Origin of the sequence: Microbacterium trichothecenolyticum, from assembly GCF_030818955.1 — a bacterium.
GTDB classification, from domain to species: Bacteria; Actinomycetota; Actinomycetes; order Actinomycetales; family Microbacteriaceae; genus Microbacterium; species Microbacterium trichothecenolyticum_B.
In genome coordinates, this window is the sequence record NZ_JAUTBF010000001.1 from 420,439 (window position 1) to 445,922 (window position 25,484).

General features: G+C 70.9%; 26 protein-coding genes and 1 tRNA gene. 15 read left to right on the top strand and 12 right to left on the bottom strand.

Translation table 11 applies throughout. From position 1 onward, the window contains the following. The first annotated feature begins 84 nt into the window (after window positions 1-84). The 3 genes from QE412_RS01925 (at window position 85) to QE412_RS01935 (ending at window position 1,630) form a co-directional block, all read left to right on the top strand. Window positions 85-516 carry a MarR family winged helix-turn-helix transcriptional regulator gene (locus QE412_RS01925; protein WP_307479476.1) on the top strand — a complete coding sequence of 144 codons (432 nt, stop codon included), beginning with the start codon at window positions 85-87 and terminating at the stop codon, window positions 514-516. Window positions 517-599: 83 nt separating this feature from the next. Beyond that, on the top strand, window positions 600-1,379 hold the full coding sequence (locus QE412_RS01930) for a hypothetical protein (RefSeq protein ID WP_307479477.1): 780 nt from the start codon (window positions 600-602) through the stop codon (window positions 1,377-1,379). A gap of 8 nt (window positions 1,380-1,387) precedes the next feature. Next, window positions 1,388-1,630, top strand: a complete 243-nt coding sequence (locus QE412_RS01935) for a hypothetical protein (RefSeq protein ID WP_307479480.1) — start codon at window positions 1,388-1,390, stop codon at window positions 1,628-1,630. 121 nt (window positions 1,631-1,751) lie between these two features. Here the strand turns inward: QE412_RS01935 and QE412_RS01940 are convergent, their stop codons facing one another. From QE412_RS01940 to QE412_RS01955, 4 genes are all read right to left on the bottom strand, one after another. Then, window positions 1,752-2,417, bottom strand: coding sequence for a formylglycine-generating enzyme family protein (locus QE412_RS01940; protein WP_307479483.1), 666 nt, complete (start codon window positions 2,415-2,417; stop codon window positions 1,752-1,754). Continuing rightward, window positions 2,414-3,346: an SMP-30/gluconolactonase/LRE family protein gene (locus QE412_RS01945; RefSeq protein ID WP_307479486.1), complete on the bottom strand. Its 933-nt coding sequence runs from the start codon at window positions 3,344-3,346 to the stop codon at window positions 2,414-2,416. Before QE412_RS01945 ends, QE412_RS01940 begins: the two co-directional genes overlap by 4 nt. Window positions 3,347-3,396: 50 nt before the next feature. After that, a complete protein-coding gene (locus QE412_RS01950; RefSeq protein ID WP_307479489.1) occupies window positions 3,397-3,885 on the bottom strand; it encodes a hypothetical protein in 489 nt (162 codons plus the stop codon). 155 nt (window positions 3,886-4,040) lie between these two features. After that, window positions 4,041-4,117, bottom strand: a tRNA-Met gene (locus QE412_RS01955). Window positions 4,118-4,200: 83 nt separating this feature from the next. Here QE412_RS01955 and QE412_RS01960 point away from each other — a divergent pair. The 3 genes from QE412_RS01960 to QE412_RS01970 all read left to right on the top strand — a co-directional run bounded on the left by QE412_RS01960 (window position 4,201) and on the right by QE412_RS01970 (window position 5,869). Then, a complete protein-coding gene (locus tag QE412_RS01960) occupies window positions 4,201-4,698 on the top strand; it encodes a DUF6328 family protein (protein WP_307479492.1) in 498 nt (165 codons plus the stop codon). Further along, window positions 4,698-5,501, top strand: coding sequence for a carbon-nitrogen hydrolase family protein (locus QE412_RS01965; RefSeq protein WP_307486976.1), 804 nt, complete (start codon window positions 4,698-4,700; stop codon window positions 5,499-5,501). Before QE412_RS01960 ends, QE412_RS01965 begins: the two co-directional genes overlap by 1 nt. A gap of 74 nt (window positions 5,502-5,575) precedes the next feature. Further along, window positions 5,576-5,869, top strand: coding sequence for a helix-turn-helix domain-containing protein (locus tag QE412_RS01970; RefSeq protein WP_307479495.1), 294 nt, complete (start codon window positions 5,576-5,578; stop codon window positions 5,867-5,869). Window positions 5,870-5,874: 5 nt separating this feature from the next. Here the strand turns inward: QE412_RS01970 and QE412_RS01975 are convergent, their stop codons facing one another. The 3 genes from QE412_RS01975 to QE412_RS01985 form a co-directional block, all read right to left on the bottom strand. Further along, a complete protein-coding gene (locus QE412_RS01975; protein ID WP_307479497.1) occupies window positions 5,875-6,204 on the bottom strand; it encodes a DUF6907 domain-containing protein in 330 nt (109 codons plus the stop codon). 173 nt (window positions 6,205-6,377) lie between these two features. After that, window positions 6,378-6,704 carry a hypothetical protein gene (locus QE412_RS01980; protein ID WP_307479501.1) on the bottom strand — a complete coding sequence of 109 codons (327 nt, stop codon included), beginning with the start codon at window positions 6,702-6,704 and terminating at the stop codon, window positions 6,378-6,380. A 145-nt stretch (window positions 6,705-6,849) separates the two neighbouring features. Further along, entirely contained in the window at window positions 6,850-8,055 is a 1,206-nt protein-coding gene (locus QE412_RS01985) for an aminotransferase class I/II-fold pyridoxal phosphate-dependent enzyme (protein WP_307479504.1), read from the bottom strand. Window positions 8,056-8,574: 519 nt separating this feature from the next. Here QE412_RS01985 and QE412_RS01990 point away from each other — a divergent pair. Continuing rightward, on the top strand, window positions 8,575-9,762 hold the full coding sequence (locus QE412_RS01990) for a S1C family serine protease (RefSeq protein ID WP_307479506.1): 1,188 nt from the start codon (window positions 8,575-8,577) through the stop codon (window positions 9,760-9,762). A 147-nt stretch (window positions 9,763-9,909) separates the two neighbouring features. Here the strand turns inward: QE412_RS01990 and QE412_RS01995 are convergent, their stop codons facing one another. Next, window positions 9,910-11,250, bottom strand: coding sequence for a maltokinase N-terminal cap-like domain-containing protein (locus tag QE412_RS01995; protein WP_307479509.1), 1,341 nt, complete (start codon window positions 11,248-11,250; stop codon window positions 9,910-9,912). A gap of 70 nt (window positions 11,251-11,320) precedes the next feature. Continuing rightward, complete coding sequence (locus QE412_RS02000) at window positions 11,321-12,277, bottom strand: hypothetical protein (protein WP_307479512.1); 957 nt, start codon at window positions 12,275-12,277, stop codon at window positions 11,321-11,323. A 192-nt stretch (window positions 12,278-12,469) separates the two neighbouring features. Here QE412_RS02000 and QE412_RS02005 point away from each other — a divergent pair, with 192 nt between their 5' ends. Genes QE412_RS02005 through QE412_RS02015 form a run of 3 tightly spaced genes read left to right on the top strand, consistent with a single transcriptional unit; the run spans window position 12,470 to window position 16,290 of the window. Next, a complete protein-coding gene (locus QE412_RS02005) occupies window positions 12,470-14,434 on the top strand; it encodes an ABC transporter ATP-binding protein (protein WP_307479514.1) in 1,965 nt (654 codons plus the stop codon). 11 nt (window positions 14,435-14,445) lie between these two features. Further along, the gene (locus tag QE412_RS02010; protein ID WP_307479517.1) at window positions 14,446-15,972 is read left to right on the top strand and encodes a hypothetical protein; all 1,527 of its coding nucleotides are present in this window, start codon (window positions 14,446-14,448) and stop codon (window positions 15,970-15,972) included. Between the two features lie 51 nt (window positions 15,973-16,023). After that, entirely contained in the window at window positions 16,024-16,290 is a 267-nt protein-coding gene (locus tag QE412_RS02015) for a DUF3039 domain-containing protein (RefSeq protein WP_058231349.1), read from the top strand. An 83-nt stretch (window positions 16,291-16,373) separates the two neighbouring features. On the opposite strand, the gene QE412_RS02020 is transcribed toward QE412_RS02015, so the two are convergent. After that, window positions 16,374-17,699, bottom strand: a complete 1,326-nt coding sequence (locus QE412_RS02020) for a nicotinate phosphoribosyltransferase (RefSeq protein WP_307479520.1) — start codon at window positions 17,697-17,699, stop codon at window positions 16,374-16,376. A gap of 258 nt (window positions 17,700-17,957) precedes the next feature. Here QE412_RS02020 and murI point away from each other — a divergent pair, with 258 nt between their 5' ends. From murI to QE412_RS02040, 4 genes are all read left to right on the top strand, one after another. Further along, entirely contained in the window at window positions 17,958-18,776 is an 819-nt protein-coding gene (murI, locus tag QE412_RS02025; protein WP_307479523.1) for a glutamate racemase, read from the top strand. A 31-nt stretch (window positions 18,777-18,807) separates the two neighbouring features. Beyond that, on the top strand, window positions 18,808-19,533 hold the full coding sequence (gene rph, locus QE412_RS02030) for a ribonuclease PH (RefSeq protein ID WP_307479526.1): 726 nt from the start codon (window positions 18,808-18,810) through the stop codon (window positions 19,531-19,533). Between the two features lies 1 nt (window position 19,534). Continuing rightward, window positions 19,535-20,131 (top strand): RdgB/HAM1 family non-canonical purine NTP pyrophosphatase, encoded by a 597-nt coding sequence (gene rdgB, locus QE412_RS02035; RefSeq protein WP_307479529.1) that lies wholly within the window; start codon window positions 19,535-19,537, stop codon window positions 20,129-20,131. A 145-nt stretch (window positions 20,132-20,276) separates the two neighbouring features. Then, window positions 20,277-21,194, top strand: coding sequence for a cation diffusion facilitator family transporter (locus QE412_RS02040; protein ID WP_307479532.1), 918 nt, complete (start codon window positions 20,277-20,279; stop codon window positions 21,192-21,194). Between the two features lie 104 nt (window positions 21,195-21,298). Here the strand turns inward: QE412_RS02040 and QE412_RS17660 are convergent, their stop codons facing one another. After that, window positions 21,299-21,988: a helix-turn-helix domain-containing protein gene (locus QE412_RS17660; protein ID WP_373426521.1), complete on the bottom strand. Its 690-nt coding sequence runs from the start codon at window positions 21,986-21,988 to the stop codon at window positions 21,299-21,301. Between QE412_RS17660 and QE412_RS02050 the strand changes: the two genes are divergently transcribed. Then, window positions 21,979-22,824, top strand: a complete 846-nt coding sequence (locus QE412_RS02050) for an alpha/beta fold hydrolase (RefSeq protein WP_307479538.1) — start codon at window positions 21,979-21,981, stop codon at window positions 22,822-22,824. The genes QE412_RS17660 and QE412_RS02050 overlap by 10 nt on opposite strands. A gap of 22 nt (window positions 22,825-22,846) precedes the next feature. Here QE412_RS02050 and QE412_RS02055 read toward each other — a convergent pair whose 3' ends face one another. Further along, window positions 22,847-25,333 carry an ATP-dependent DNA ligase gene (locus QE412_RS02055; RefSeq protein ID WP_307479541.1) on the bottom strand — a complete coding sequence of 829 codons (2,487 nt, stop codon included), beginning with the start codon at window positions 25,331-25,333 and terminating at the stop codon, window positions 22,847-22,849. Window positions 25,334-25,484: the final 151 nt, after the last annotated feature.

The window sequence follows — 25,484 nt, forward strand, 5'->3', positions numbered from 1 at the left end:
GCGATGTGAGCCCGACTATACCCAGCCCGGAAGGGGGTGTCCACCGTGCCAGAAGCCGCATCCGCCTCTGCTACACGGCCGGCCGTGACCGACACTTTACGGGCAGTGCAGACCCTCAGCGACGCCCTCGACCGCATGCACAGCGGCATGAAGGGCGACATGGACATGAACGCCAGCGACCTCGCCACGTTGCGCATGCTGACCATCCGCGAGCATCGGGGGCAGATCGTCAGCCCCCACGATGTGGCCTCCCACCTGCGCATCTCGACGGCGTCGACCACCAAGCTCATCGACCGCCTCGTCGCGACCGGGCACCTGGAACGTCGTCCTCATCCCTCCGACGGTCGGGCGAGAGTGGTCGTGCTGACCGACAAGTCGCGTCGGGAGTTCTTCCGACACTTCGGCGTTCACCTGGCCGCGATGAGCGCCGTCGCCGCGACGTACGGCGACGCGGAGCTCGCGACGATCAACGGGTTCCTCGAGGCGCTCACCGAAGCGATCACGACGGCGCCGTGATCGTCTTCTCGCGCGTGACCCGCTGAATCTCGACAACGTCGAAGTCGGATCCCGCCCCATGGTGATCGCGAACGCGCCGCTGCGTGCACACCCGTGAGAAGCTCGTCATCAGCTCGAACCTGACGGTCGGCGGTCCTTTCGTGAAGGACGTGTTCGCTGCACTCGGGTTGACGAAGGGCGCGCGGTATCGCGTGACGGCGAGGCGCACGGCGACTTCGCCGGTCACGATCACCGTCTCCGCCGCGCGGGGCGACAGTACCGTCGTGCAATCGACGGCGTCGGAGCCGCGTCCATCCCGCCCGCTGGACGCGGTGCGGCGACTACGGGTCTTCTCCATCATCGACGGATCGGCCGGGGTGCGCGGCGGTGTCACCACTGCGAGCGCTTACCTCGTGGAGGCTTTCAACCAGACGGCGGAGCACGGCAGTGAAGGGGAGGAAAAGTTCGAGTGGTCGCATGACGTCGAGGCGTGGAACGTGCTGCTGAACAAGCAGTCTGGGCACACGCTCCGGGATCGGGAGTGCTACGCGTTCTCGGCGAAGTTCCGCGAGATCCTTGCCGACGCGCAGAGCCCTGACACGCTCGTGTGGGTCATCGGTCACACGCGCTTCTCCGGGGAGGAGGCCGAGTTCATCCAGGACGAGTTCAACGCGGTTTCCGCCGTCGAGGGGGCCGGTACGGAGCCCACAGTGATGCGCCGCATGCACATGGTGCACATGTCGCCCACGCAGACCGCTGCCGCGCGGGCTCGCGCCGGCGCAGCTTTCTCTTCCCCGTTCTCTCGAAGGGTGAGATCGAACGCGCCTCGGCGAACGAGCCTCTTCCGCTTCCCATCAACGACTCCGTCATCAAGATCCTCCTGAGCGGGCGAATGGACGACGGCGATGTGAAGGGCCTCGAGGTTTCCCGCAAGACCGTGCGACTCCTGGTGACCGAGCACGCGGCCGGACAACCGTTCCAGTTCGTCGTGCTGGGTGCCGACGCGCAGACCGAGGCGAGCCTGCTCGAAGACATGCGAGCTGACGAGCGCGCGATGCTGTCGATCTTCCCGAACGCGAACTCGGCATGGACAAGTGGGTTCTGCCCGCGAACCGTCCCGAGGTGTGGGCGGTGAGAATCGCAGAGATCACGGCGTCTGCGCAAACCTACGCCCGAGCCTGTCGTGAGGCTCAGACGCTTCTGATCGCGCTGAACAACATCGCACTCGATCGGGTTGCCGAGCTTCGCGACGCGATCTACTCCTGACCTCGGCGATCGACCGCTCCGCGCGCCACCCGCACCCCCACGTCGTCGTAGCCGGAGCGGGGGTGCCCCGCGCGGCGGGTCGCGGCGCGCACCTGGGCCGGGTTGTCGGCCCACCCGCCGCCGCGGAACGCGCGCGCGTCGCTTCCGCTGTCGGGGTCGAAGAAGTTCCACGACCACTCCGAGACGTTGCCGAGCATGTCGAACAGCCCGTGCAGGTTGGGCAGGCGTGCGCCCACGTCGGCGGGTCCGCGCAGGCCGTCGGCCGCGGTCCAGGCGATCTCGCGCACGTTGCCGTACGTCGATCCGGTCGCCCCGGCGCGGCAGGCGTACTCCCACTCGTCGTCGGTCGGCAGGCGGAAGCCGTCGCCGTCGGCATCCCAGTCGACGACCTCGCCGTCGAACGAATAGACCGGGTCGAGCCCCTCCCACTCGCTCAGCGCGTTGCACAGGCGCACGGCGCGCAGCCAGCTGATGTCGACGGCCGGTCGACGCGGATACCGCGCCGGGATGCCGAGGTGCTCGGCGAGCTGCTCCTCGGTGATCGGGTAGACGCCGATCTCGAACGCCTCGACCACCAGTTCGCGGCGTTCGGCTCCTCGCTGGTCTCCGCGCAGCACCCGTCCGGCCGGGATCCGCGTCATCTCCACATCGCTCACGCCAGTTCCACCAGCCACAGGTCGCTGTCGCCCGTGACGAACAGGCGCCGCTGCTCGGCGTCGAAGGTGCAGTTGCTCACCACGTGCGGGGTGGGAATCACGCCGAGTCGGCGCCCGGTGTCGTCGACGATCACGACTCCCGCCTCGCTCGAGATCCAGAGCCACCCGCGGCTGTCGACGACGAGGCCGTCGGGGATGCCGGCATCCACCGTGGCGAGAGTGCGCGGTGTCCCGAGCGACACGCCGTCCCATCCACACGCGACGACGCGGGGGAGTCCGTCGGCGCGCGACTCCGCGACGTAGAGCGTGCGCTCGTCGCGGCTGAACGCCAGACCGTTCGGCTGGTCGAGGTCGATCATGCGCGCGAGCGGCTCGCCCTCGCGCCAGCGGTAGACGCTCTGGTGCGTCAGGGCGGGCTCGGCGGGGTAGCCCTCGCGCGGGTCGGAGATGCCGTAGGTGGGGTCGGTGAACCAGATCGCGCCGTCGGAGGCGACGATCAGGTCGTTGGGGCTGTTCAGCGGCTGCCCCTCGAACGCGTCGACGAGCACGGTCGTGCCCGCGGCGTCGGTGCGGCTGATCGCGCGACGGCCATGCTCGGCTTGCACGAGTCGGCCCTCGGCATCCATCGCGTTGCCGTTGGCGAAGTCGGAGCGATCGCGCACCGTGGTGACGCTGCCGTCCTCGTTCCAGGCCAGTGTGCGGCGCCCGATCACGTCGCTGAAGATGAGGCAGTCACGCGCGGGCGACCAGACGGGTCCCTCGGCCCAGGTGGCATCGGCGTACAACGACAGCAGGCGCGCCTCGGCGGGCAGCACCGCCGCGAGTCGATCGTCGTAGACACGCGGCGGTGCGATGTCGACGGGCGCGGGCGGGCGGGGGCGCTGCAGGAACGGGCCGTCGATGCGGGGGTGCGCGTGGTGGTGGGGCATGGGTCCAGTCAAACGTGTCCGCGCGGGATCGGCTGACCGGGTTGACGCGCTCAGCCGAACGGCTGCGCTGTCGGGGCTGCGGGCGAGACCGCGAACTGGATCAGTACCTGCAGACACGGCTCGTCGCCGACGGTGCCCGAGAGATGACCGCTCTCGCCCTCGATCTCAGCGGAGTCGGTGTCCTGCCCGAAGTGGATGTCTCCGGGACCCATCTCCACGCGCGAGCCGTCCTGCGTCTCGAGGAACCAGCGACCGCGCAGCGGGATGACCCACTGCGGGTGCGGGGACGGATGCCACTGACCCACCCATCCGACCGGGAGCGCGGCGAACACGATCGCCGACACCTCTCCGGGGAACGGGCGCAGCCACTGCGGATCGGCGCCGCCGCCCACGCTCTGCAGGCCGAAGCCGCGCAGCGCCGACTCGTCGAGCCGTGTGCGGCCGTCCAGGCCCGTCCACATGTGCACGAAGGGCAGCACGGGAGGGTCGTCGTGGTCGCGGCCGTCGGTGTCGAGGGGAGCGCTCGTGGTGGTGTGCATGCGTGGAGTCAAGCCGCCCGGGTCGTTCGGGATGGCGGGCTTGACGTGCGGCGGATGCCCCGCGCGTCGGGCCCGGAGCGATCGAGGCGGGCGTCGCGGGAACACCGCCGCGAAAAGCGGAACGGCGCCGGATTTCTCCGACGCCGTTCCTCATCTGGTTGCGGGGGCAGGATTTGAACCTACGACCTCTGGGTTATGAGCCCAGCGAGCTACCGAGCTGCTCCACCCCGCGGCACAAGAGATAACACTAGTACGGGATGGGGGCGCGTGCAAATCCGTACGTGTAGTCCGGGCGTTTCGCGCCACGATGTGCGGGTGAGCGACACGTCCGACGATCTCGACGACGGCCGGCCCGAGAGCCCGGCTCAGCGCGCGGATCGCAACTGGAACGACATCCTCCAGGAGCTGCGCGTGCTGCAGACCGGCACGCAGATCCTCACGGGCTTCCTGTTGGCGCTCGCCTTCCAGTCGTCGTTCGCCGACCTCGACACCGGGCAACGCGTGCTCTACCTCGCGTTGGTCGCGCTGTCGGCGCTCAGTGCGGTGGTCGCGCTCGCGCCCGTGGCGCTGCACCGCGCGGTGTTCCGCCTGCGGGTGAAGCCGGCCCTGGTGCGGGTGGGGCACGCGTCGCTGCGCGGAGCGCTCGTGCTCGTCTGCCTCCTGCTGGTGGGCGTCGTGACCTTCGTGTTCGACGTGGTCGTCGGTCGGGGCGCCGCGGTGACGGCCGGTGTGGTGCTCGCGGCGATCATCCTCGTACTGTGGGTGGCGGTGCCCCTGACGATCCGGCACCGAGGAGGAGAGGCGGCGCCGTGATCCACGACACCCTGGGCATCGCCGTGTCGCAGTTCGCGCCCGCGGCCTCGCGCGCGGCGAACCTCACCGACATCGCTGCCGCGGCGCGCACCGCGGCGGCGCGGGGAGCGCGGGTGATCGTGTTCCCCGAGTACTCCAGTTACTTCGTCGACCCGTTCGACGCCTCGCTCGCCGACAACGCCGAAGATCTCGACGGCCCCTTCGTCTCGACCCTGGCGGCGCTGGCGGGGGAGCTCGACGCGATCATCGTCGCGGGTCTGCTCGAGAAGGCAGACGACGGTCGTCGTGTGCGCAACACCGTCGTGGCGGTCGGGGCCGACGGCATCCGTGCCGTGTACCGCAAGCTCCACCTCTACGACGCGTTCGGCCAGCGGGAGTCCGACTGGGTCGAGCCGGGTGAGATCGCTCCGGCCGAGACGTTCGAGGTCGACGGGCTGCGATTCGGCCTCATGACCTGTTACGACCTGCGCTTCCCCGAGGTCGCCCGCACCCTCGCGGACGCGGGCGTCGACGTCGCCCTCGTCCCCGCCGAGTGGGTGCGCGGGCCGCTCAAAGAGCACCACTGGGGGGTCCTGCTGCAGGCGCGGGCGATCGAGAACACCTTCTTCGTCGCCGCCGCCGACCACGCGCCGCCCCTGGGCGTCGGGCACTCGATGATCATCGACCCGCAGGGGGTTCCGATCGCGCAGATCGGAACCGCGAGCGATGTCGCGGTGGCGCACATCGATCCCGCGGCGATCGCGCGGGTGCGCCGCGTCAATCCGGCGCTCGCGCTGCGGCGTTTCCGGGTGACGCCCCGCTGAGCGCGACCTCTAACCCGTCGCGGCGGAGGATGCAATCGGGTGCATGCCGCTGCGGCATGGCGCATGCTGGGACGATGACCATCCTCGCGACCGATTTTCCCTGGATGCTTTACATGCGCGATCTCGGCGCGGCCCTGCGGCGCGCGCGCCTGGCCGCAGGCTTGACCCAGGAGGAGGTCGCTGTTCGTGCTCGGATCTCGCTCTTCACCTACCAGAAGCTCGAGAAGGGGGAGTCCAACCCGGGAACGCCGGCGAACCCTCGTCTGCAGACTCTCCTTGCCCTGTCCGCGGCGCTCGGGGTGAGCGTCGTCGACCTGGTGCCGGACCTCTCGCACTGGCAGGACGACAGGGGCTCCTCACCCGAATGACCCGGTCATGCGCGGTCGCGTATCAGTGCCTCGACCGCGCGGAGCAGCCGCCTCGTCGACTCGATGCTCAGAACCGTCGGTGGACGCGAGGGGTTGTCCGAGCCGAACCACACCCAGGTCTCATCGTCGATGTGTTCGAGGCCGATCGCGATCTCGATCACCGTCGAGAACAAGGAGTCGCCCTCGTGGTGCACCACGCGTTCGACGCCGGGCACGATGATGCCCTCGCTGCGGTGAGCGATCCGCCGGTCGCGCCGGGGTTCGTGTTCGCCGTTGCACCACGGTGGACACTCGGCGGTGCGGGCAGCGTCTGTCGTCGTCTCGGGAGCAACCATGGGCGCCTTTCTTCTTGTCGACACGCGCGTGGCTCGACGCGGTCGCATCGTCACGTGTCGAGAGCGCACCTGTCGGGCGGCCTCGCCGATCCTTCGAGCGTCGCAGGTCCCTTCGTGGCCGTCGGGGTGCTGCGTGACTCGACCGGGAGATCCTTGCGTTCCCGCCGGTGAGATTACGGCTCGCGCAGCGTCACTCCGGCGACCTCAGCCACCTGTTTCAGTGGTTCGGCTGCCCGCCGAATGTCGCCGCTGGCCCGCATGAGCACCGGTGCTCCCTCTGCGGGGCCGAGTGACTGCACGTAGCGGATCAACGAGATCCGGCGCGTGCCGCGCCACCCGGTGCGCACCAGCGCCATGGTGAATCCCTCGCTGCGCAGTTCCCTCGCCGTCTCGGGAGTGAGGCGGGCGCGGGATGTGACCTTCGTCCATTTCAGTGCGCGGCCGTAGAGATGCGTGATGCGCGGAGCGCGAGAACGGATGGAACGACGCTTCCGAGACATACGGTCCTCCAGGGTCGGCACGGGATCGCGATCACCATGGCTGTTATCCCCGAAGTGTACCATTCATACATGGTAAATATTGGAGGCATTCGCTCCTGAGGGACGACGAGCCTGTCGCGTCCCGACGCCGACCGCCCGAGACCGCTCAGTCCCGCGAGATCGCGGCCAGCCGCTCGGCCGCCTCGGCGAGCACTTCGACCCGTTTGCATGCGGCGAAGCGCACGAGCGTGGCGTACCGCTCCCGGTGGGCGGGCGAGACGAAGGCGGTGAGGGGGATGCCGACGACACCGGCGCGGGCGGGAAGCTCGCGGCAGAACGCATCGGCGTCGACAGCGCCCAGGGGGGACGCGTCCACGACGGTGAAATACGATCCGCCCGGGGTCGAGACGTCGAAGCCGGCGGCACGTAGACCGGTCCCCAGCAGTCGGGCCTTGGCCGCCATCTCCTCCGCCACCGAGGCGAAGAACGTGTCGGGCAGGCGCAGCCCCGCCGCGACGGCGGGCTGGAACGGCGAGCCGCCGACGTAGGTGAGGAACTGCTTGACGGCCAGAACGGCCGACACGAGCTCGGCGGGGCCTGTGACCCAGCCGGTCTTCCACCCGGTGAGCGAGAAGGTCTTGCCGGCCGACGAGATCGACACCGTCCGTTCTGCGGCACCGGGCACCGTCGCGATCGGCACGTGCGGGCCGTCGAAGACGAGATGCTCGTACACCTCGTCGGTGACGATGAGCGCGTCGTGACGATGTGCGAGGCGAACGATCTCGTCGAGAACCTCGCGCGAGAAGACGGTGCCGGTGGGGTTGTGGGGGTCGTTGACGAGGATCATCCGCGTGCGGTCGGTGACGGCCGCAGCCAGCTGGTCCAGGTCGGGTTGGAAGTCGGGCCAGCGCAGCGGCACGGGCACGAGTCTCGCTCCCGACAATGCCACGCACGCGGCGTAGGAGTCGTAGTACGGCTCGAACACGACGACTTCGTCGTCGGGTCCGTCGACGAACGCCAACAGCGTCGCCGCGAGCGCCTCGGTGGCGCCGACGGTCACCAGCGCCTCCCGGGCGGGATCGAGCTCGATGCCGTAGAAGCGCCGTTGATGCTCCGCGATCGCGGCGAGCAGGTCGGGGAAGCCCCGGCCGGGCGCGTACTGGTTCACCCCGTCGGCGATCGCGCGTCGAGCGGCCTCGAGGACCGCCTCCGGACCGTCTTCGTCGGGGAAACCCTGGCCGAGGTTGAGCGCACCGGTCGAGGCGGCGAGAGCGCTCATCTCGGCGAAGATCGTCGGCACGGCCGAGCCGTCGGGGGCGAGAAGGCCCGCGCCGCGGGCGGTGCGCTGCCAGGCGCCGGGAATCTGCTTCATCGTGCGTACTGCTCTCGGGGAGGGCTCGGGCGGATCGGTTCATACCGTAGCCGAGGCGCGGCCTCGCGGCGGCGTGCTGCGACGCCCATAGAGATGGCTCACGCGCGTCATAGGCGAAGCACAGGATGCGCGGTCATCGTAGAAGCGCCTGGAAGAAGGAGCATCCCATGAGCGAGAACACCAGCAGCCGCCCTGACGGCCACGAAGACCCCCACACCCCCGCCGGCGACGCCGCCGCGCAGCCCCCCGCCGCATCGACGCCCGCCGACGCCCCCCGCGCCGACGTGCCCGGCGTCCCGCCCGTGCCGACGCGCTCGCCCGCCGCAGCCGCCGCCGCGTGGCCCCCGCCCGCCGCGAACGGTGCAGCCTCGCAGCAGCCCTCTCACGGCTTCGCCGCGGCCCCGTCCGGCGCGACCTCGCCCACCGGTGAAGCTTTCGGCCCCGCCGCCACGAGCGTCCACCCGACTCTCACCCTCCCCGACACCGCCGCCCCCGGCCGCCCCTCGCAAGAAGAGCGGCGTGCCGCGCGTGGCCGCCCTCGTCGTCGCCGCAGCCCTCGTCGGCGGAGCCGCCGGGCTCGGCGGCACGTACGCGGGCCTGTCGCTGTGGGGTGGTTCCAACAGCTCCACCGTCGCCGGACCCACGGCGATCACCGTCAACGACACCGACGACGTCAACGACACCGCCGCGGTGGCATCCAAGGTGGTCCCGAGCGTCGTCACGATCAGTGCCACGGGCACCTCCTCCGGCGGTACGGGCTCGGGTGTCATCCTCAGCAAGGACGGATACGTCCTGACCAACACCCACGTCGTCACCCTCGACGGCGCGACCGGCGACGCGAAGATCTCGGTGACCACGTCCGACGGACACGTGTACGCGGCCACCGTCGTCGGCACCGACCCCACCTACGACCTGGCGGTCATCAAGCTCGAGAACGCCTCGAACCTCACGCCCATCGAATGGGCTGACTCCTCGAAACTCAACGTCGGCGACGCCACCACCGCCATCGGTGCGCCGCTCGGGCTGCCGAACACCGTGACCACCGGTATCGTCAGCGCACTGAACCGCTCGATCCAGGTCGCGTCGTCGGCCGCACCCAAGGACGGCTCCGAAGAGAACGATCAGGCCGAACCCGGTCAAGAAGGACCGTTCCGCTTCGACTTCGGCCAGGGGCAGCAGTCACAACAGACCAAGCAGACCATCAAGATCGCCGTCATCCAGACCGATGCCGCCATCAACCCCGGTAACTCCGGCGGTGCACTCGTCGACGACGAGGGCAAGCTGATCGGCATCAACGTCGCCATCGCCAGCGCCGGAGGCTCGTCGTCGGGCGCGCAGTCGGGCAACATCGGTGTCGGCTTCTCGATCCCCTCCGACATCGCCAAGCGCATTTCGCAGGAGATCATCGACAACGGCTCCGCCACGCACGGTCTGCTGGGCGCCGCGGTGCAGGATGCCGCATCGATCCAGGGTGCGACCACGACCGGCGCGTACATCGCCGAAGCCACCGCCGGCGGCGCGGCTCAGGTGGCCGGGCTGCAGAAGGGCGACGTGATCACCTCGTTCAACGGTGTACCGGTCACCAACTCCATCGACCTCACCGCCCAGGTGCGCGCGCTCGCCGCGGGAGCCCAGGCCAAGGTCACCTACATCCGCAACGGGCAGGAGAAGACCGTCGAGGTCACCCTCGGCACCATGCAGAGCTGACATCCGGATGGGCCTCGCGGCCCCGGAGAGTGCCCTTCCAGGAAGAAGACGCCACCTCGCGAACGTTCGCGGGGTGGCGTCTTCGTCGTTCCGTGGAGGAATGCTCGACGATCCGCCGCATCCCGCAGGCCCCGATCCCGCGCCGATTCAGCCGAGCGGTGCGAGCCGACCGATCGCGGCGAGAGGGATGCCCACCCAATCGGGGCGGTTGCGTGTCTCGTAGATGGCCTCGTACACGGCCTTGTCGAGCTCGAACGCGGCGAGCAGGGCGTCGTCGCCGCGGCGACCGGGACCCACGGTCTCGGCGTACCCCCGGAGGAAGGCCTGCTGCGCGGCGATCACCCACGTGCGCACCGCGGCGCCGTCGTCGTCGGCCACCGCACCCGAGACGTAGTCGAACGAGCGCAGCATGCCGGCGACGTCGCGCACGGCGACGTCGGGCTGCAGACGTTCGGCGATGGGACGCAGCGGCTCGCCCTCGAAATCCAGCAGCACCCAGCCGTTGCGGGGGGTGTCGAGCACCTGGCCCAGGTGCAGGTCGCCGTGCACGCGCTGCAGCGGCGGCCACTCGGCCGTGGCCGCGGAGGCGTACACGTCGCGGATGCGCTGCGCGTACGGCTGCAGCGCCGGAACCTCGGACAGTGCGATCGACAGTCGTCGCTCCCAGGCGCCGACGACGGCGTGGCGGTCAGCGGCGTCGGGGACCCGTGTCGGGAAGGCTTCGGCCAGGGCGACGTGCATGCCGGCGACGCTCGCGCCCAGGGCCTGCGCGCGGGCGGCGAAGTCGACTCCGGCGGCCGCGGCGTCGAGGGCGACGCGCCAGGCGTCTTCGACGCCCTCGAAGAACTCCTGCGCGAAGGCGAGCGATCCGCTCACGGGAACCCCCTCGGGGGTCACCCATGACCCGCGCACTTCGCCGATGGCCGCGGGGACGAACGCGGCACCGCGCGCAGCCAAGGCGGACTGCAGCTCGACATCGGGATTGATCCCCGGATTGACCTGACGGAACAGTTTGCAGATGACCGGCACGCCCGCACCGCCGTCCGGGCGGAAGATCAGCGAGGTGTTCGACTGCTCTCCGCTGAGCACCCGGGCGGTGGCCCGAGCAGCGGGGCGCCGGTCGGCGGCGGCGCTCAGGGCGAAGGCCGTGAGAGCGTCTTCCGGCGCCCCCACCGTTCCTCCCGCGCACACCCACGCGTAGAGGAGGTCGGTGAAGGCGGCGTCGGTCGTGGCATCCGCCCACACGCGGGCATCGCCCGCGGCGCCGATCAAGCTGCCCGGCGGAACCGAACCCTCGGCGCGCACCACCACCGGCACCTGGTACAGGATCGCGGGCGCGGCGGCGTCGTCGCGTACGAGCAGCAGTCGCGTGTCCGGCGCGTCGAGCGTCCAGTCGGCGACGACGGTGAGCTGTGGATCGCGCCCCTTCGTGCCATACCAGCGTTGACGCGGCATCCAGACCGCGAGGGAATCGAGGAGGTCGCCCATGCGGTGAGGCTACTGCGCCGTGGCCGACGACGTCCGGGTCTTGCGCGCGGGCCCGGGTCGATGAGAAGGGTCAGGATGCCGTGGCCTCGCCGTCGTCGCGCCGGTCGGGCGGCTGCTGGCCCTCGTCTCGCTGTCGTCGACGCCGGGGGAGGGCTCTGCGCGCCATCGATCCGGTGCGCCGACCCGCGTCGCCGACCGCTCCGGCGATCGCTCCGCCCACGCGCTGCACACCGCCGAGCGTCGCCCGCTCCAGCGTCTCGGCACCGGGGCGGGGCTCGAGCTCGGCGGGTAGGGTACGCGGGGGTGCGCCGAAGGCGCGGCGAGCGTTGACGAGCACGCGGCGTCCGAGGAGGTGGTTGCCCGCGCCGCCGACCACGGCGCCGACGCCGAACGGCAGCGCCTTGCCGATCCACGATGCGCCGCCGCGTGTGGCGAATTGGCGGACGAACGAGGTCTTGAGGCGGTCGACCAAGGGGCCGACGGCCGCGCGCGGGAGCGTCTTGGTGACCATCTCGCCCCAGAAGTCGGCCCGGGTGCCGCCGCGGCCGGTGGCCTGCGCGGCGAGCTGCGAGACGAGGTCGACGCCCTCTTTGCCCAGGAGCAGCGCCAGAACGAGGGCGCGCCCGCGGTCGGGATCTTGCACGACGAGTCCGTGCACCTCGGCGACCGACTGCGCGTACAGCGCGGTCGCCTCGAGAAACGCGAGCGTCTCGACGCCGCTGAGGGCCAGGGTGACGCTCGTGCCGATGGCGGGTACGACCGCCGTGGCGCCCACGGCGGCATCCCCGGTGGTGACGGCAGCGAGATAGCGTCGCTCGAGGATCCGCAGGATCTCATCGGGGGTGGCATCCGGATGCCGCAGGCGGATGCTCCGCAGGTGCGCCAGCACCGCGGGGCGCTGCACCCCGAGCGCGCGATCCAGCAGGCGGATCGTGCGGGGATGCTCCTCCGAGCCCACCGGGGGCAGACCCCCCTTCCACGGTGCGTCGTCGGGGAGGGAGTGGATGCGGTGCACCTTCTCTGCCATGCCCTCATCCTCTCTCGGGCGAACCACAGAGCTGGGTGACTTGACGGGAGCGATGGGGGTCGTGCCACGCTCGCGGCGAGGACCAGGCTGCGGATCGTCGGCGCGGGCTCTTGGAGGATCGCGATGCCGGGGGATCATCGACGCTGTGCGCAAGCGTCGGGTGGTGTCGGAGGGGCTTGGTAGTTTGGAGCGATGACAGCGTCGCTGCCGCAGCCCCCCGATTCGCCCTCGTCCGACACCGAGGCCGCCGCGGCGAGCGCCGAGTCCTCCTCTTCGCCCCGGCCGCCCGCGAAACCGCGCGCGCCGCGCGCTCCCCGTGCGACGACGCCCCGTGCGCCGCGCACGAACCCGGCCCGTCCGAAGGCCCCGGCAGCAGCCGACGCCGGGGCCGCTGATGGGGCGCCCGAGGCCGCCGACACGCCGAAGGCTCCCGCCACGCCGAGATCTCCGCGAACCACCGCGAGTCGTTCGACGACCGGGGCGGCGACCCCCCGCACGCCCGCGAAGAAGCCCGCGAACCCGCGCGCCACGGCGGCATCCTCCTCCACGGCGCGCACCCCCGCCGCGAAGAAGCCCGCGGCCAAACGCCCCGTCGCCAAGAAGCCCACGACGTCTCGCGCGTCCGCGACACCGAAGCCGGCCGTCGACGAGGCCCCGCCGACGACCCCGCCTCCTCCGGCGACGGCGCCGCCCGAGTTCGTCATCCCGCCGCGTCCGCCGCTGCCGGTTCCGTCGGCAGAGATCGCTGACGCGGCCGCGTCCGACCCGACTCCCGCCGACGTCGCCGTCGAGGAACCCGCGGTCGAGAAACTCGCCGTCGAGACCGGCGCCGAGAGCTCGCACGCCGACGCGTCGCAGACGAGCGACAGCGACGGCGAGCTGCCGGTCGACGACGTCGCCCCCACGGGGGGAACCGTCGAGGCGGCCGCGACCGCCGCCGACGGTGTGCCCGTGGTCGCCCCCGACCTCGTCACCGAGACGCCCCTCGAACCGCCGGCGAGCGGAGATGACCTCGCCGCGTCTTCGTCGTCGACGCCGGCTCCCGATGCTTCCGCGTCGGAACAGACCGACGAGTCGGTGTCGGAGCCGGAGCAGACCGACGCGTCGCCGTCGGCCGTTGCCGCTGCGGCGTTCGACGGCACGCCTGCAGACGTGCGCGTCGATGACGCGGAGCCCGTCGTCCTATCGGATGAGATCGAGTCGGAGTCGGAGCCTGAGCCGGATTCGGCATCCGCCGTCGAGTCGGAGGCCGAGGCTACGGCTACCGTCGAGTCGGAGCCGGAGGCGGGGTCCGCTGCGACGCCGGAGCCGGAGGCGGAGCCCGAGCCGGAGGCCGCGACCTCGTCGCTGGCGGCCGTCGACCCCGCCCCGTCGTCCGACGCCCTCGACGACACCGCCGTTGCGGTGCTCACCCTGCGAGGTGTCACGAAGACCTTCGGCGAGCTGCGCGCCGTCGACGCGATCGACCTCACCGTGCCGGCGGGATCGTTCTACGGTCTCGTCGGCCCCAACGGTGCGGGTAAGACGACCACGCTGTCGATCATCGCGGGCCTGCTGCGCGCCGACGGTGGTTCGGTCACCATCAACGGCATCGACGCGGCCAAGCGCTCGCGCGAGACCAAGAAGATGATCGGTGTGCTGCCCGACCGTCTGCGCACCTTCGATCGCCTCACCGGTCGCCAGCTGCTGTCGTACTACGGCGCGCTGCGTGGGCTCCCGGCGCCCCTGGTCGAGTCCCGCGTCGCCGATCTGGCGCGGGCGTTCGACCTGGTGGATGCCCTCGCGCGCCCCGTGTCCGACTACTCGGCCGGTATGACGAAGAAGGTCATGCTCGCCGGTGCGATGATCCATTCCCCGCGGGTGCTCGTGCTCGACGAGCCTTTCGAGGCGGTCGATCCCGTTTCGAGCGGCGTCATCCTCGACATCCTCGGCACGTATGTCGCCCACGGCGGCACGGTCATCCTCTCGAGCCACGGCATGGAGCTCGTCGAGCGCGTGTGCTCCCGGGTGGCCGTGATCGTCTCGGGCCAGGTCCTGGCCGAGGGAACGGTCGACGAGGTGCGCGGCGAGGCGACGCTGGAGCAGCGGTTCCTCGAGCTCGCGGGCGGTCTGGGCGATGTGGAGGGCCTGGAGTGGTTGCACACGTTCTCCGCCTGAGACTGGCCATGATGGGGGGCGCCCTGCGGGGCGACCCGCGCGACGTCGTCCGGCGGGGCATCGGTGTGGTTCTGCTGGTCGCGGCGACCGTCGTCGCCGCGGTGAGCGCGGCGGGTCTCGCGGATGCCGACCGCCTCACGACCGCTGTGGTCACTGTTCTCGCGGGGTCGGCGGTCACCCTCGGCTTCGCCGTGGGGCCGCCGGTCACCGCGTCGGTCGACCCGCTCGATCCCCGTCGATTCGCGGTGGTCGGCCCGGAGCCGAGACCGCTTGCCGCGGCCCTGGCTCTGGCGGGGTTCCTCAGCGTTCCGGTGCTCGTCGTGCTGGTGCTGGGCGCCAGCCTCGCGGTCGCGTGGGGCGCGCAGGGCGCATCCGCACTGGCGAGCATCGCCTCGGTCGTGCTCGGGCTGACGACGTGCGTGCTGTTCGCGCGCGTGAGCATGGCGCTGGGTGCTCTCGTGCAGCGCCCGCGGCAGTCGCGTGAGCTCATGGGTGTGTACCTCGTGGCCGTTCTGGTGATCGTCGTGCCGGTGGGGGTCTTCCTCGGCTCGCTGGAATGGCGCGGGGCCGTCCCGTCGCAGCTCGCCTCCGCCGCCGAGGTCCTCGCGTGGACGCCGGTGGGCGCGTCGTGGGGCATCGCCGTTGCGCCCTCGCCGGGGGCGGCGTTCGGCAGCCTGCTGGTGTCGCTCGTCACGGTCGTCGTGCTCGCGCTCGCCTGGTTCGCGCTGGTCGATCGACTGTTGACGACGACGCCCCGCCCGGTCGCCGCACGCGAGCGCGCAGGCCTGGGATGGTTCGCGATCCTCCCCGGCACGCCCGGGGGAGCGGTGGCCGCCCGCAGCCTGGCGTACTGGCTGCGCGACCGCCGCTACATCGTCAACGTGGTCATCGTCCCCGTCGCGGCCATCGTCTCGACGATTCCCCTGCTCGTGGCCGGCGTGCCCTTCGAGGTCGCGGTGCTGCTGCCAGTGCCGATCATGGCGCTGTTCTTCGGCTGGCTGCCGCACAACGACCTCGCCTACGACTCCACGGCCCTGTGGATGCACATCGCCTCCGGGGTGCGCGGCGCGTCGGATCGCATCGGACGACTCGTCCCCGTCATCCTCATCGGCGTACCCATCCTGGCGGTGACCCTGCCGTTGGCCGTGGTCGCGCACGGACGATGGGCCATCCTCCCGGCGATGATCGGGGTGTGCGCGGCGTTGTTCCTCGCCGGGCTCGGACTCTCGAGCATCTCGTCGGTGGTCGCCCCGTACGCGGTGTCTCGTCCGGGTGACAGCCCGTTCCAGCAGCCGCAGCGTTCGGGTTCGGGTGGGGTTGTCGCACAGGGGCTCGTGATGGTCGGGGCGCTGCTGGCAGCGCTCCCGTCGATCTGGCTCACCTGGCGAGCCGTGGGCGGCGAGGCCATCGACGCGATGCTCGCGCTCGGCGTGGGCATCGGAGCGGGCCTCGTGGTGCTCGTCGTGGGCGTGGCGCTGGGGGCGGCGTTGTTCGAACGCCGCGCGACGCGTCTCATGGAGTTCGCCGAAGCGACTTGACGACACGCTCGACCGACCCGGTGGCGCGCGGCGCGGCTACACTGGCACACCATGAGCACGCCTCTCGACAGTCCCGACAGCGGGGGTCTCGCGACCCTGGATCGCGAGCTCGAAGAGCTCATCCGCGAAGAGAACATCGAGCCCGGTGATCACGAGCGTTTCTCGCACTACGTCAAGAAAGACAAGATCCTCGAGTCGGCCATCACCGGAAAGCCGGTGCGGGCTCTCTGCGGAAAGAAGTGGACCCCCGGGCGCGATCCCGAGAAGTTCCCCGTGTGCCCGCAGTGCAAAGAGATCTACGAATCCCTCGTCAGCTGACCTCGAATCCGGGGCATCCCGCCCCGACCGCGCGGTGAGGCCTTTCCCGCGCTCGCGCGAGGCACACGCCAGGCCATGAGGTGTCAGTCGGCCTCGCGATACTCCGTCGAAAGAGCCGGGTCGGCCTTGCTCAGGGCCAGAGCCCGAACCGGAAGTTCTTCGCGTACACGGGCATGATGTGCCCGTGCGGCGGCGACCCCGCCGCTGCCGAGGGCCGTGGCATCCGCTTCTCCGCGCTCCATGAGCGGCACCTGCAGCGGCCGGGCGTCGGGGTGCTGTGACGCCGTCGACAGCTCCTCGAAGCCGTCGCTCACGACGATCAGCTCCGCGGTCGCGGTTCCGGCGTCGAGGGTGCGGAACGCCGCCTTGCGTCCGCCGTGCGATGCCTTCTGCGCCGAGGCCTTGGCCACGGCCACCCACGACCCGTCGGTCGCTTCGCGCGCCACGAGCTTGAACACGAGGCCGGCCGTGGGAACCCCGGATCCGGTCGCGACCGATGTTCCCACCCCGTACGCGTCGACGGGCGAGGCCGCCAGCGCGGCCAGTGCGTACTCGTCGAGATCGCTCGTGACGGTGATGCGCGTGTCGTGCGCGCCGAGTTCGTCGAGAAGGGCACGCACCTCGCCCGCCACGATCGGCAGGTCGCCCGAGTCGATGCGCACACCGCCCAGCCGGGTTCCGGCGACCCGGATCGCGGTGCGCACGCCCTCGGCGATGTCGTAGGTGTCGACGAGCAGCGTGGTCTCGGTGCCGAGCGCGTCGATCTGCGACCGGAAGGCTTCCTCCTCGCTGTCGTGTAGCAGCGTCCAGGCGTGCGCGGCCGTGCCCATCGTGGGCACGCCCCATCGGCGGCCGGCCTCGAGATTGCTCGTCGACGAGAACCCGGCAATGTAGGCGGCACGTGCGGCGGCGACGGCTGCCCCTTCGCTCGCCCGGCGCGAGCCCATCTCGGCCAGTGGTCGATCGCCGGCGGCGACGCTCATGCGTGCGGCGGCGGTGGCGACCGCGGAGTCGTAGTTCAAGATGCTGAGGGCCAAGGTCTCGAGCAGGACCGCTTCGGCGAAGGTCCCCTCGATGGTCAGCAAGGGCGAACCGGGGAAGTACACCTCACCCTCGCGATACCCGGTCACGGTGCCCGAGAAGCGGTACTCCGAGAGGAAGTCGAGGGTCGCGGCATCCACGACGCGGTTGTCGCGCAGGAACCGCAACTCGTCGTCGCCGAAACGGAAGTCGCGGATCGCCTCCAGCAGCCGTCCGGTGCCCGCGACGACCCCGAAGCGGCGCCCGCCCGACAGGCGCCGACCGAACACCTCGAACACGCAACGTCGCGAGGCGGTGCCGTCGCGCAGTGCGGCGTCGAGCATCGTCAGTTCGTAACGGTCGGTGTGCAGGGCCGTACTGCGCGTCATGGCGTCAGCCTATTGCGGGGGTCGGTGTATGCCGACCTCCGCTGCACCTGCTTGACACGGCGTCCGGTGGCGCGCTCCGGGGGATCGGCGATGAGCGCCCGCGGCGCGCGGTCGCTCGGCCGCCGACCGAAACTCCTGAGCTTTCCCGCGCGAGCGGCCGAGACTCGCAGAGGCTGAGGCGGGATCGACCGTTTCCGCCACGGCCGGAGCGCGCCGCCGCCGACGGCCCGTCCACCTCGGCGGGTAGGCTGAATCCCTATGGATGACGCGCCGATCGGGATCTTCGACTCGGGAGTCGGCGGCCTGACCGTCGCCCGGGCCGTGTCGGCACAGCTGCCGCGCGAGTCGATCCTCTACATCGGCGACACGGCCCGCTCGCCCTACGGCCCCAAGCCCATCGCCGACGTCCGCAAGTACGCCCTCGAGGTGCTCGACACCCTCGTCGAGCAGGGCGTGAAGATGCTCGTCATCGCCTGCAACACCGCTTCGGCGGCGATGCTGCGCGACGCCCGCGAACGCTACGACGTACCCGTCGTGGAGGTCATCGGCCCGGCCGTCCGCACCGCGATGTCGACCACCCGCAACGGCCGCATCGGCGTCATCGGCACGGCCGGCACCATCGGTTCGCGCGCTTATCAAGACATGCTCGAGGTCAACGAGCGTCTCACCGTGTTCGCCGAGGCGTGCCCGCGCTTCGTCGAGTTCGTCGAAGCCGGCGTCACCGACTCGCCCGAGGTGCTCGCCACCGCCGAGCAGTACCTCGCCCCGCTCCGGCACGCCGGTGTCGACACCCTCGTGCTCGGCTGCACGCACTACCCGTTCCTCGAGGGCGCGATCAGCTACGTCATGGGCCCCGACGTGAGCCTGGTCTCCAGTGACAGCGAGACCGCGAAAGACGTCTACCGGCAGCTCGTCTCGCGCGATCTGCTCGCGAGCCCGGATGCCGTGCCCACCCATCGCTACGAAGCCACCGGGTCGTCGGCCGACGATTTCCTGCGCCTGGCCCATCGCCTCATGGGGCGCGAGGTGCGCGAGGTGCAGCTCGTGCAGACCGGCGCCATCGACCTTCCGCGCTGAGGCGCGGCATCCATTCGTCCGAGGAGGACACATGACCCGTAAAGACGGCCGTACCAACGACCAGCTCCGCCCCGTGACCATCGAGCGGGGTTGGTCGGCGCACGCCGAGGGCTCTGCGCTCATCACCTTCGGCGGCACGAAGGTGCTGTGCACCGCGTCGTTCACCAACGGCGTGCCGCGTTGGCTGACCGGCAAGGGCAAGGGATGGGTCACCGCCGAGTACGCGATGCTCCCGCGCGCGACGAACAGCCGTAACGACCGCGAGAGCATCAAGGGCAAGGTCGGCGGCCGCACGCACGAGATCTCCCGCCTGATCGGCCGCGCCCTCCGCGCCGTCGTCGACACCAAGGCGCTGGGCGAGAACACCATCGTCATCGACTGCGACGTGCTGCAGGCCGACGGCGGCACGCGCACGGCGGCCATCACGGGTGCGTATGTGGCCTTGGCGGATGCCATCGCCTGGGGCCGCGAGAAGAAGTTCATCGGCCAGCGCGCCGAGGTGCTGCGCGACTCGGTCGCCGCGGTCTCGGTCGGGATCATCGACGGCGAGCCGATGCTCGACCTCGCATACGTCGAAGATGTTCGCGCCGAGACCGACATGAACGTCGTCGTCACCGGCCGGGGGCTCTTCGTCGAGGTGCAGGGCACCGCCGAGGGGGCGCCGTTCGACAAGGCCGAGCTCGACCGTCTGCTCGAGCTCGGCGTGAACGGGTGCGCCGAGCTGCGCGGCATCCAGACCGCCGCTCTCGAGGGCTGAGATGGCACGCGTCGTCCTGGCCACGCACAACGCGCACAAGGTCGAGGAGTTCCAGGCGATCGTCGCGGCCGTACGTCCCGACCTCGAGGTCGTCGGATACGACGGTCCGGAGCCGGTCGAAGACGGCGTGACGTTCGCCGCGAACGCCCTCATCAAGGCGCGCGCCGCCGCGGCGCACACGGGGCTTCCTGCCCTCGCGGACGACTCGGGGATCGCGGTCGACGTGCTGGGCGGGTCGCCCGGGGTGTTCTCGGCCTACTGGGCCGGGCACAAGAAGGACTCCGCGGCCAACCTCGAACTCCTGCTCGACCAACTGTCCGACGTGGCCGACCCGCACCGCACGGCGCAGTTCGTGTCGGTGATCGCGCTCGTGCGGCCCGACGGGCGGGAAGACACCGTGGAGGGGCGCTGGCCGGGTCGCCTCGCGACCGCACCCGCGGGTCCGGGCGGGTTCGGCTACGACCCGATCTTCATCCCGGACGGGCAGGCGCCGGGCGAGGAGCGCACGGTCGGGGAGTGGGCGGCCGAGGAGAAGAACGCGCAGTCGCACCGCGCGCGGGCGTTCACGCAGCTCGTTCCGCTGCTCGCGAGGCTCTGACACGGCGGCGGGTCTCCGCGCCGTACGCGGGGCGGAAATCGCCGGAGTTCGCCGGGTGAGGGCCCGGACACGAATGAAAACCGCTCTCATTCCCGACTACCGCGAATCCGCGCGTGCATGCCTGTGCGCCGCCTAGCCTGACCCTATGCACGATCACGCGCCCGCCGGCGGCATCCGGGATGCCAGCAACAGGCGCCTGCTCGCGACCGCGCTCGTGCTGACCGCCACCGTCATGCTCGTGCAGGTCGTGGGTGCGATCCTGTCGGGCTCGCTCGCGCTGCTGGCCGACGCGGCGCACATGTTCACCGACGCGGCGGCGCTCGTCGTGGCCCTCATCGCGACGGCCATCGCCTCGCGCCCGGCCGATGATCGCCGCACCTTCGGCTACCAGCGCGCCGAGGTGCTGGGGGCGCTGGCGAACGGCGTGATCCTCATCGCGCTGTGCGTGTGGGTCGGGATCGAGGCCGTACAGCGCCTGCTGGCACCCGCAGAAGCCGAGGTGCAGGGCGGGCTCATGCTCGTCGTCGCCACCGTCGGCATGATCGCCAACGCAGTCTCGATGTGGCTGCTCGGTCGCGCGCAGAAGCGCAGCCTCAACGTCCGCGGCGCGTATCTCGAGGTGCTCGGCGATCTCGTCGGCTCGATCGCCGTGATCGTCGCGGCGATCGTCATCCTCACGACCGGGTTCGCGCAGGCGGATGCCATCGCCTCGCTGCTCATCGCGGCACTCATCGTTCCGCGGGCGATCGGTCTGCTGCGCGAGGTCGTCGTCGTCCTGACCGAATCGGCGCCGGTCGACGTGCAGGTCGCCGAGATCCGCGAGCACCTTCGCGGGGCGGACGGGGTCGTCGACGTCCATGACGTGCACGTCTGGCAGCTCACGCGCGAAGCGCCGGTGTTCAGCGCGCACGTGATCGTCGACGACGGAGCGTTCGCGGATGGCCGGGCCGCCGGCATCCTGTCGTCACTGCAGGGGTGCCTGAGCGATCACTTCGACGTCGAGCACTCCACCTTCCAGCTCGAGCCCGCGGGGCACGTCGAGCACGACTCGCGGCACGCGTAGGCCTCGTCGGCACCGGCTGGCTTCGACGGGCTCAGCCACCTGCGCTGAGAGTGGTTGTTGAGCGTGTTGAAGGGTCCGGCCGGGTGCCGGTGGCTTTGACGGGCTCAGCCCCCTGTGCTGCGAGTGGTTCCTGAGCGCGTCGAGGGGTCCGGGCGGGTGCCGGTGGCTTTGACGGGCTCAGCCACCTGCGCTGAGGGTGGTTGCTGAGTGTGTCGAGGGGTCCGGGCGGGCGCTGGGGTCTTCGACCGGCTCAGCCACCTGTGCCGAGGGTGGTTCCTGAGCCTGTCGAGGGGTCCGGGCGAGTGCGGCCACCGCGACCGAGCGACGATGCATCCGGCCGTTGCGTCGGGGGAGAGCGAGAGGGAGGACGTGTCGGGGTAGCGGGAGCACGACGGGCACCGGGTGAGCATGTCGTGCGTGCAGTCCACGACGTGCTGGAGGAACGCCTCGGCCTGCGCGAGCAGATCGCGCTGAGCGCGGATCCAAGCGAGCCGTCGTTCGATGATCTCGGCGCGGCCCGCTTCGTCGCGGTGCAGCACGTGCCGGATCTCCTCCAGGCTCATGCCGACTTCCTGGCACGCCTGAACGACGCGGAATCGTCGCACGTGCTCGTCGGTGTACACCCGGTGCCCCGACGCGGTCCGGTTCGGAACGACGACACCACTGTCGTGCCAGTGCCGAAGGACATGCGCAGGAACGCCGACACGTCGGGAGGCCTCGCCGATCTTCACGATCGCCCCTTTCGTCTTGACCTCAGGTCGACCTGAAGTTTTACCGTCGAGCCATGGTGACATACGACCCGGCCCTGCCCGACCCGCGTTTCGTGATGATCGGTGAGACCTCGATCGCCACGTGGGTTCTCGAGCCCGTCGGGGCAGTGCGGGGCGAGGTCGTGTTCTGTCACGGCACGCCGTGGTCTCGTCGTGTCTGGGCGCACGTGGCGCGCGAGCTCGGGAGGGACTACCGCGTGTTCCTGTGGGACATGCCGGGATACGGAGAGTCCGACCGGGATGCCGTGGCGACCGATCTGCGTGCGCAGGCGGAGCGACTGGTCGCCCTGCTGAAGCTCTGGGGGCTGCGGCGTCCGCACGTGGTGGCGCACGACATCGGCGGCGCTGTGGCCCTCATGGCGCATCTCCTGCACGGCACCGATTTCACGGATCTGTTCCTGTGGGACATCGTGACCCTCGAACCGTGGGGCTCGCCCTTCTTCGCCCTCGTGGCCGAGCACGCGGAGGTCTTCGCCCGGCTGCCCGCGAATCTGCACGCCGCCCTGGTCAAGGAGTACATCTCCGGTGCTCTCCCGCCACGCGAGAGGGCGGGACTCGTCGACATGCTCGCGAGCCCCTGGCTGGATGCCCGCGGCCAGGCGTCGTTCTACCGGCAGATCGCCGGCGTCGCCTCATCGGACACCCGCGCGATCGCGGACGCGCTGCACGCGACCCGATGCGCCGTGCGCATCGGGTGGGGCCGCGACGACCCGTGGCTTCCGCTCGGGCAGGCCTATGAGCTGCAGGCGGCGTTCCCCGGCCACGCGGAGGTCATCGTCCTCGACGAGGTCGGCCACCTCGCACCCGTCGTCCGACCGGCGGCGGTCGTCACCGCCGTCCGCGACTGGCTGTGCCGCTGAGAGGCGCTCTCGCGACGGCGTCTCACCCTCGACCTGAGAGCGAGTCCTCCCGCACCACGTCGGTCGCGTTCTTGTCGGGTCGGAGACCTCGCCAGCGCGCCTGACGCAGGATGCCGCCGGGGGTGAACTCCGCGAACTCGACCTCGGCGACGAGTTCGGGCCGCACCCAGATGGCGTCGCGTGTATCGGCCGCAGGAACCCCCACGAACGGGTTCTCCGCGCTGCCGAGGGGGCCGAGCAGCTCGCTGAGCCGCGCCAGCATCTGCTCGCCGAAACCCGAACCGACGCGGCCGGCGTACTGCAACCCCTCGGGGCCGGGCACGCCGACCAGCAGTGATCCGATGGTGCCCGAACGGTTTCCCTTACCCGGGCGGATGCCGCCGATCACGACCTCTTGCGTGCGCGAGTGCTTCACCTTCAGCCACAGCTCCGACCGTTCGCCGCGGCGATAGCTCGACGACGGGTCTTTGACGACGACCCCCTCGAGCCCGAACCCCCCGCTCGTGGCGACGGCGGCATCCACGTCGTCGAAGACCGGCGGAACGACGACGGGCGCAGCGGCATCCCGCGCCAGAGATTCCAGGATGCCGCGCCGCTCGGCCAGCGGCAGCGCGGCCACGTCGCGATCGCCCACGGTCAGGACGTCGAACAGGTAGAGGTGGACGGGGGTGCGCCGGGCCTCGCGGTCGATCTCGCGCGGCTGGGCGAGGTTCATGCGCTTCTGCAGGAGCGGGAAGCTCGGCCGCCCCTGCGCATCGAGAGCGACGATCTCGCCGTCGACGACCGCGGGCTCCGGGCCGAGGCCCAGGTCGGCCGTCGTCAGTTCGGGGTAGGTCGCGGTGAGGTCGTTGCCGTTGCGTGAACGCAGCCGGAGCCGCTCGCCATCCCAGATGCCGAGACCCCGGATGCCGTCCCACTTCATCTCCACCCACGCCCGACCCCACCGCTCGGCGGCAGCACGGGCGAGGCCCGGGGTCGCGGAGGTCGCGAGCATCGGGCGGAGGTCGGCGGGGGAGCGGTGCGGAGGCTTGGGGGTCGCGAGTGATCCCGGTTCTTCTGCGGGCGCGGCGGTCTCCGGTGCGGATACCGCGGCGTGCCCGCCGTGGTCGAGCGGGACCACCGGCTGTCCCTCGCCCTGCGGGCGGCCCTCGGCATCCGTCTTCATCCGGTGCAGGAGCCACTGCGACTTCTCGCCGCGGCCCTCCGTGCGGATGAGAGCCAGCCGGACGCGCCCGAGCGGCCCGTCCGCGCGGCCCTCGAGGGTGGCGATCACCTCGTCGTCGCGCCACTTCTCCAGCTCGTACGTGCCGGTGTCCCAGACGGTCATGATGCCGGCGCCGTATTCGCCGCGGGGGATCTCGCCGGCGAAGTCGAGGTACTGCATCGGATGGTCCTCGGTCATCACGGCGAGGCTGTTCTTCGCGGTCGTCGGCGGCACGCCCTTCGGCACGGCCCAGCTGACCAGGACCCCGTCGTGCTCGAGCCGCAGGTCCCAGTGCAGGCGCGTCGCGTGGTGCTCCTGGATGACGAAGCGGGGCAGCCCCTCGGGCGCGGGCTCGCCGTGCGGGGCGTCGGGTACGGGCTCGGGCGTCCGGCCCGCGGTGCGCTTGGAGATGTAGGCACGGAGGGGGCCCGTGTCGCGCTCGACCGGCGCCAGGGGATCGCCCTCGCGTTCGAGCACCTCCGTGAACAGCAGGTGGCGCAGCCCGGGGTCGTCGAGCTCGTCCCACGTCCGGGGTGCGGCCACGGTCGGCTGCGCCCGGCCTCGCAGCGAATACGGGGCGATCGTCGTTTTGGAGCCGTTGTTCTGGCTCCAGTCGATGAACACCTTGCCGGGGCGTGCGGCTTTCGACATCTGGCTGACGACCAGGTCGGGGTGGTCGGCCTCGATCGCGCGGGCGAGTTCTTTCGCCACCGCGCTGGCGTCATCGCTGGACTGACGACCGTCGAGGTGGGCGTAGAGGTGGATGCCCTTGCTCCCGCTCGTGACGGGTAGCGGATCGAGGCCGATGTCTCGCAGGATGGCCCGGGCCCACCTCGCGACCTCGGCGCATTCGGCCAGACCGACGCCCGGGCCGGGGTCGAGGTCGAGCACGAGTCGGTCGGGGTTCTGCCGCTCACCCGTGGAGGAGAACCGCCACTGCGGCACGTGCAGCTCGAGGCTCGCGACCTGGGCCAGGTAGACGAGGGTGGGGAGGTCGTCGACGAGCGGGTAGTCCTTGGCGCCGGAGGAGTGGTCGATCGGGAACCGTCTCACCCACGCCGGGGCGCCCGGCTCGAGGGCTTTGGCGAAGAACGGTTCCGTGGCATCCTCCGCCGTCCCGACGCCGTCGGGCCACCTCTTGCGGGTGACGGGGCGGTCCCGCACGTGGGGCAGCAGACGCGGGGCGATGCGCGAGTAGTAGTCGATGACCTCGCCCTTGGTGGTGCCCGTCTCGGGGTACAGCATCTTGTCGAGGTTCGACAGTCGCAGACGGCGCCCGTCGATGCGCACCGTCTGCTCCGCCATCGCCCCAGCGTAGGGCGGGGACGGTCGGGGATGCCGAGGGGGTTGCGGGTGAGGTGTGCCGGGCTCCGGATCAGAGGGGCGCCTTCGCGGCCCGGCGGCGGCCGGAGTGCGGCGGCGGGGATCGTGTTCCGGAGCGCGGGACGCGCCGCCT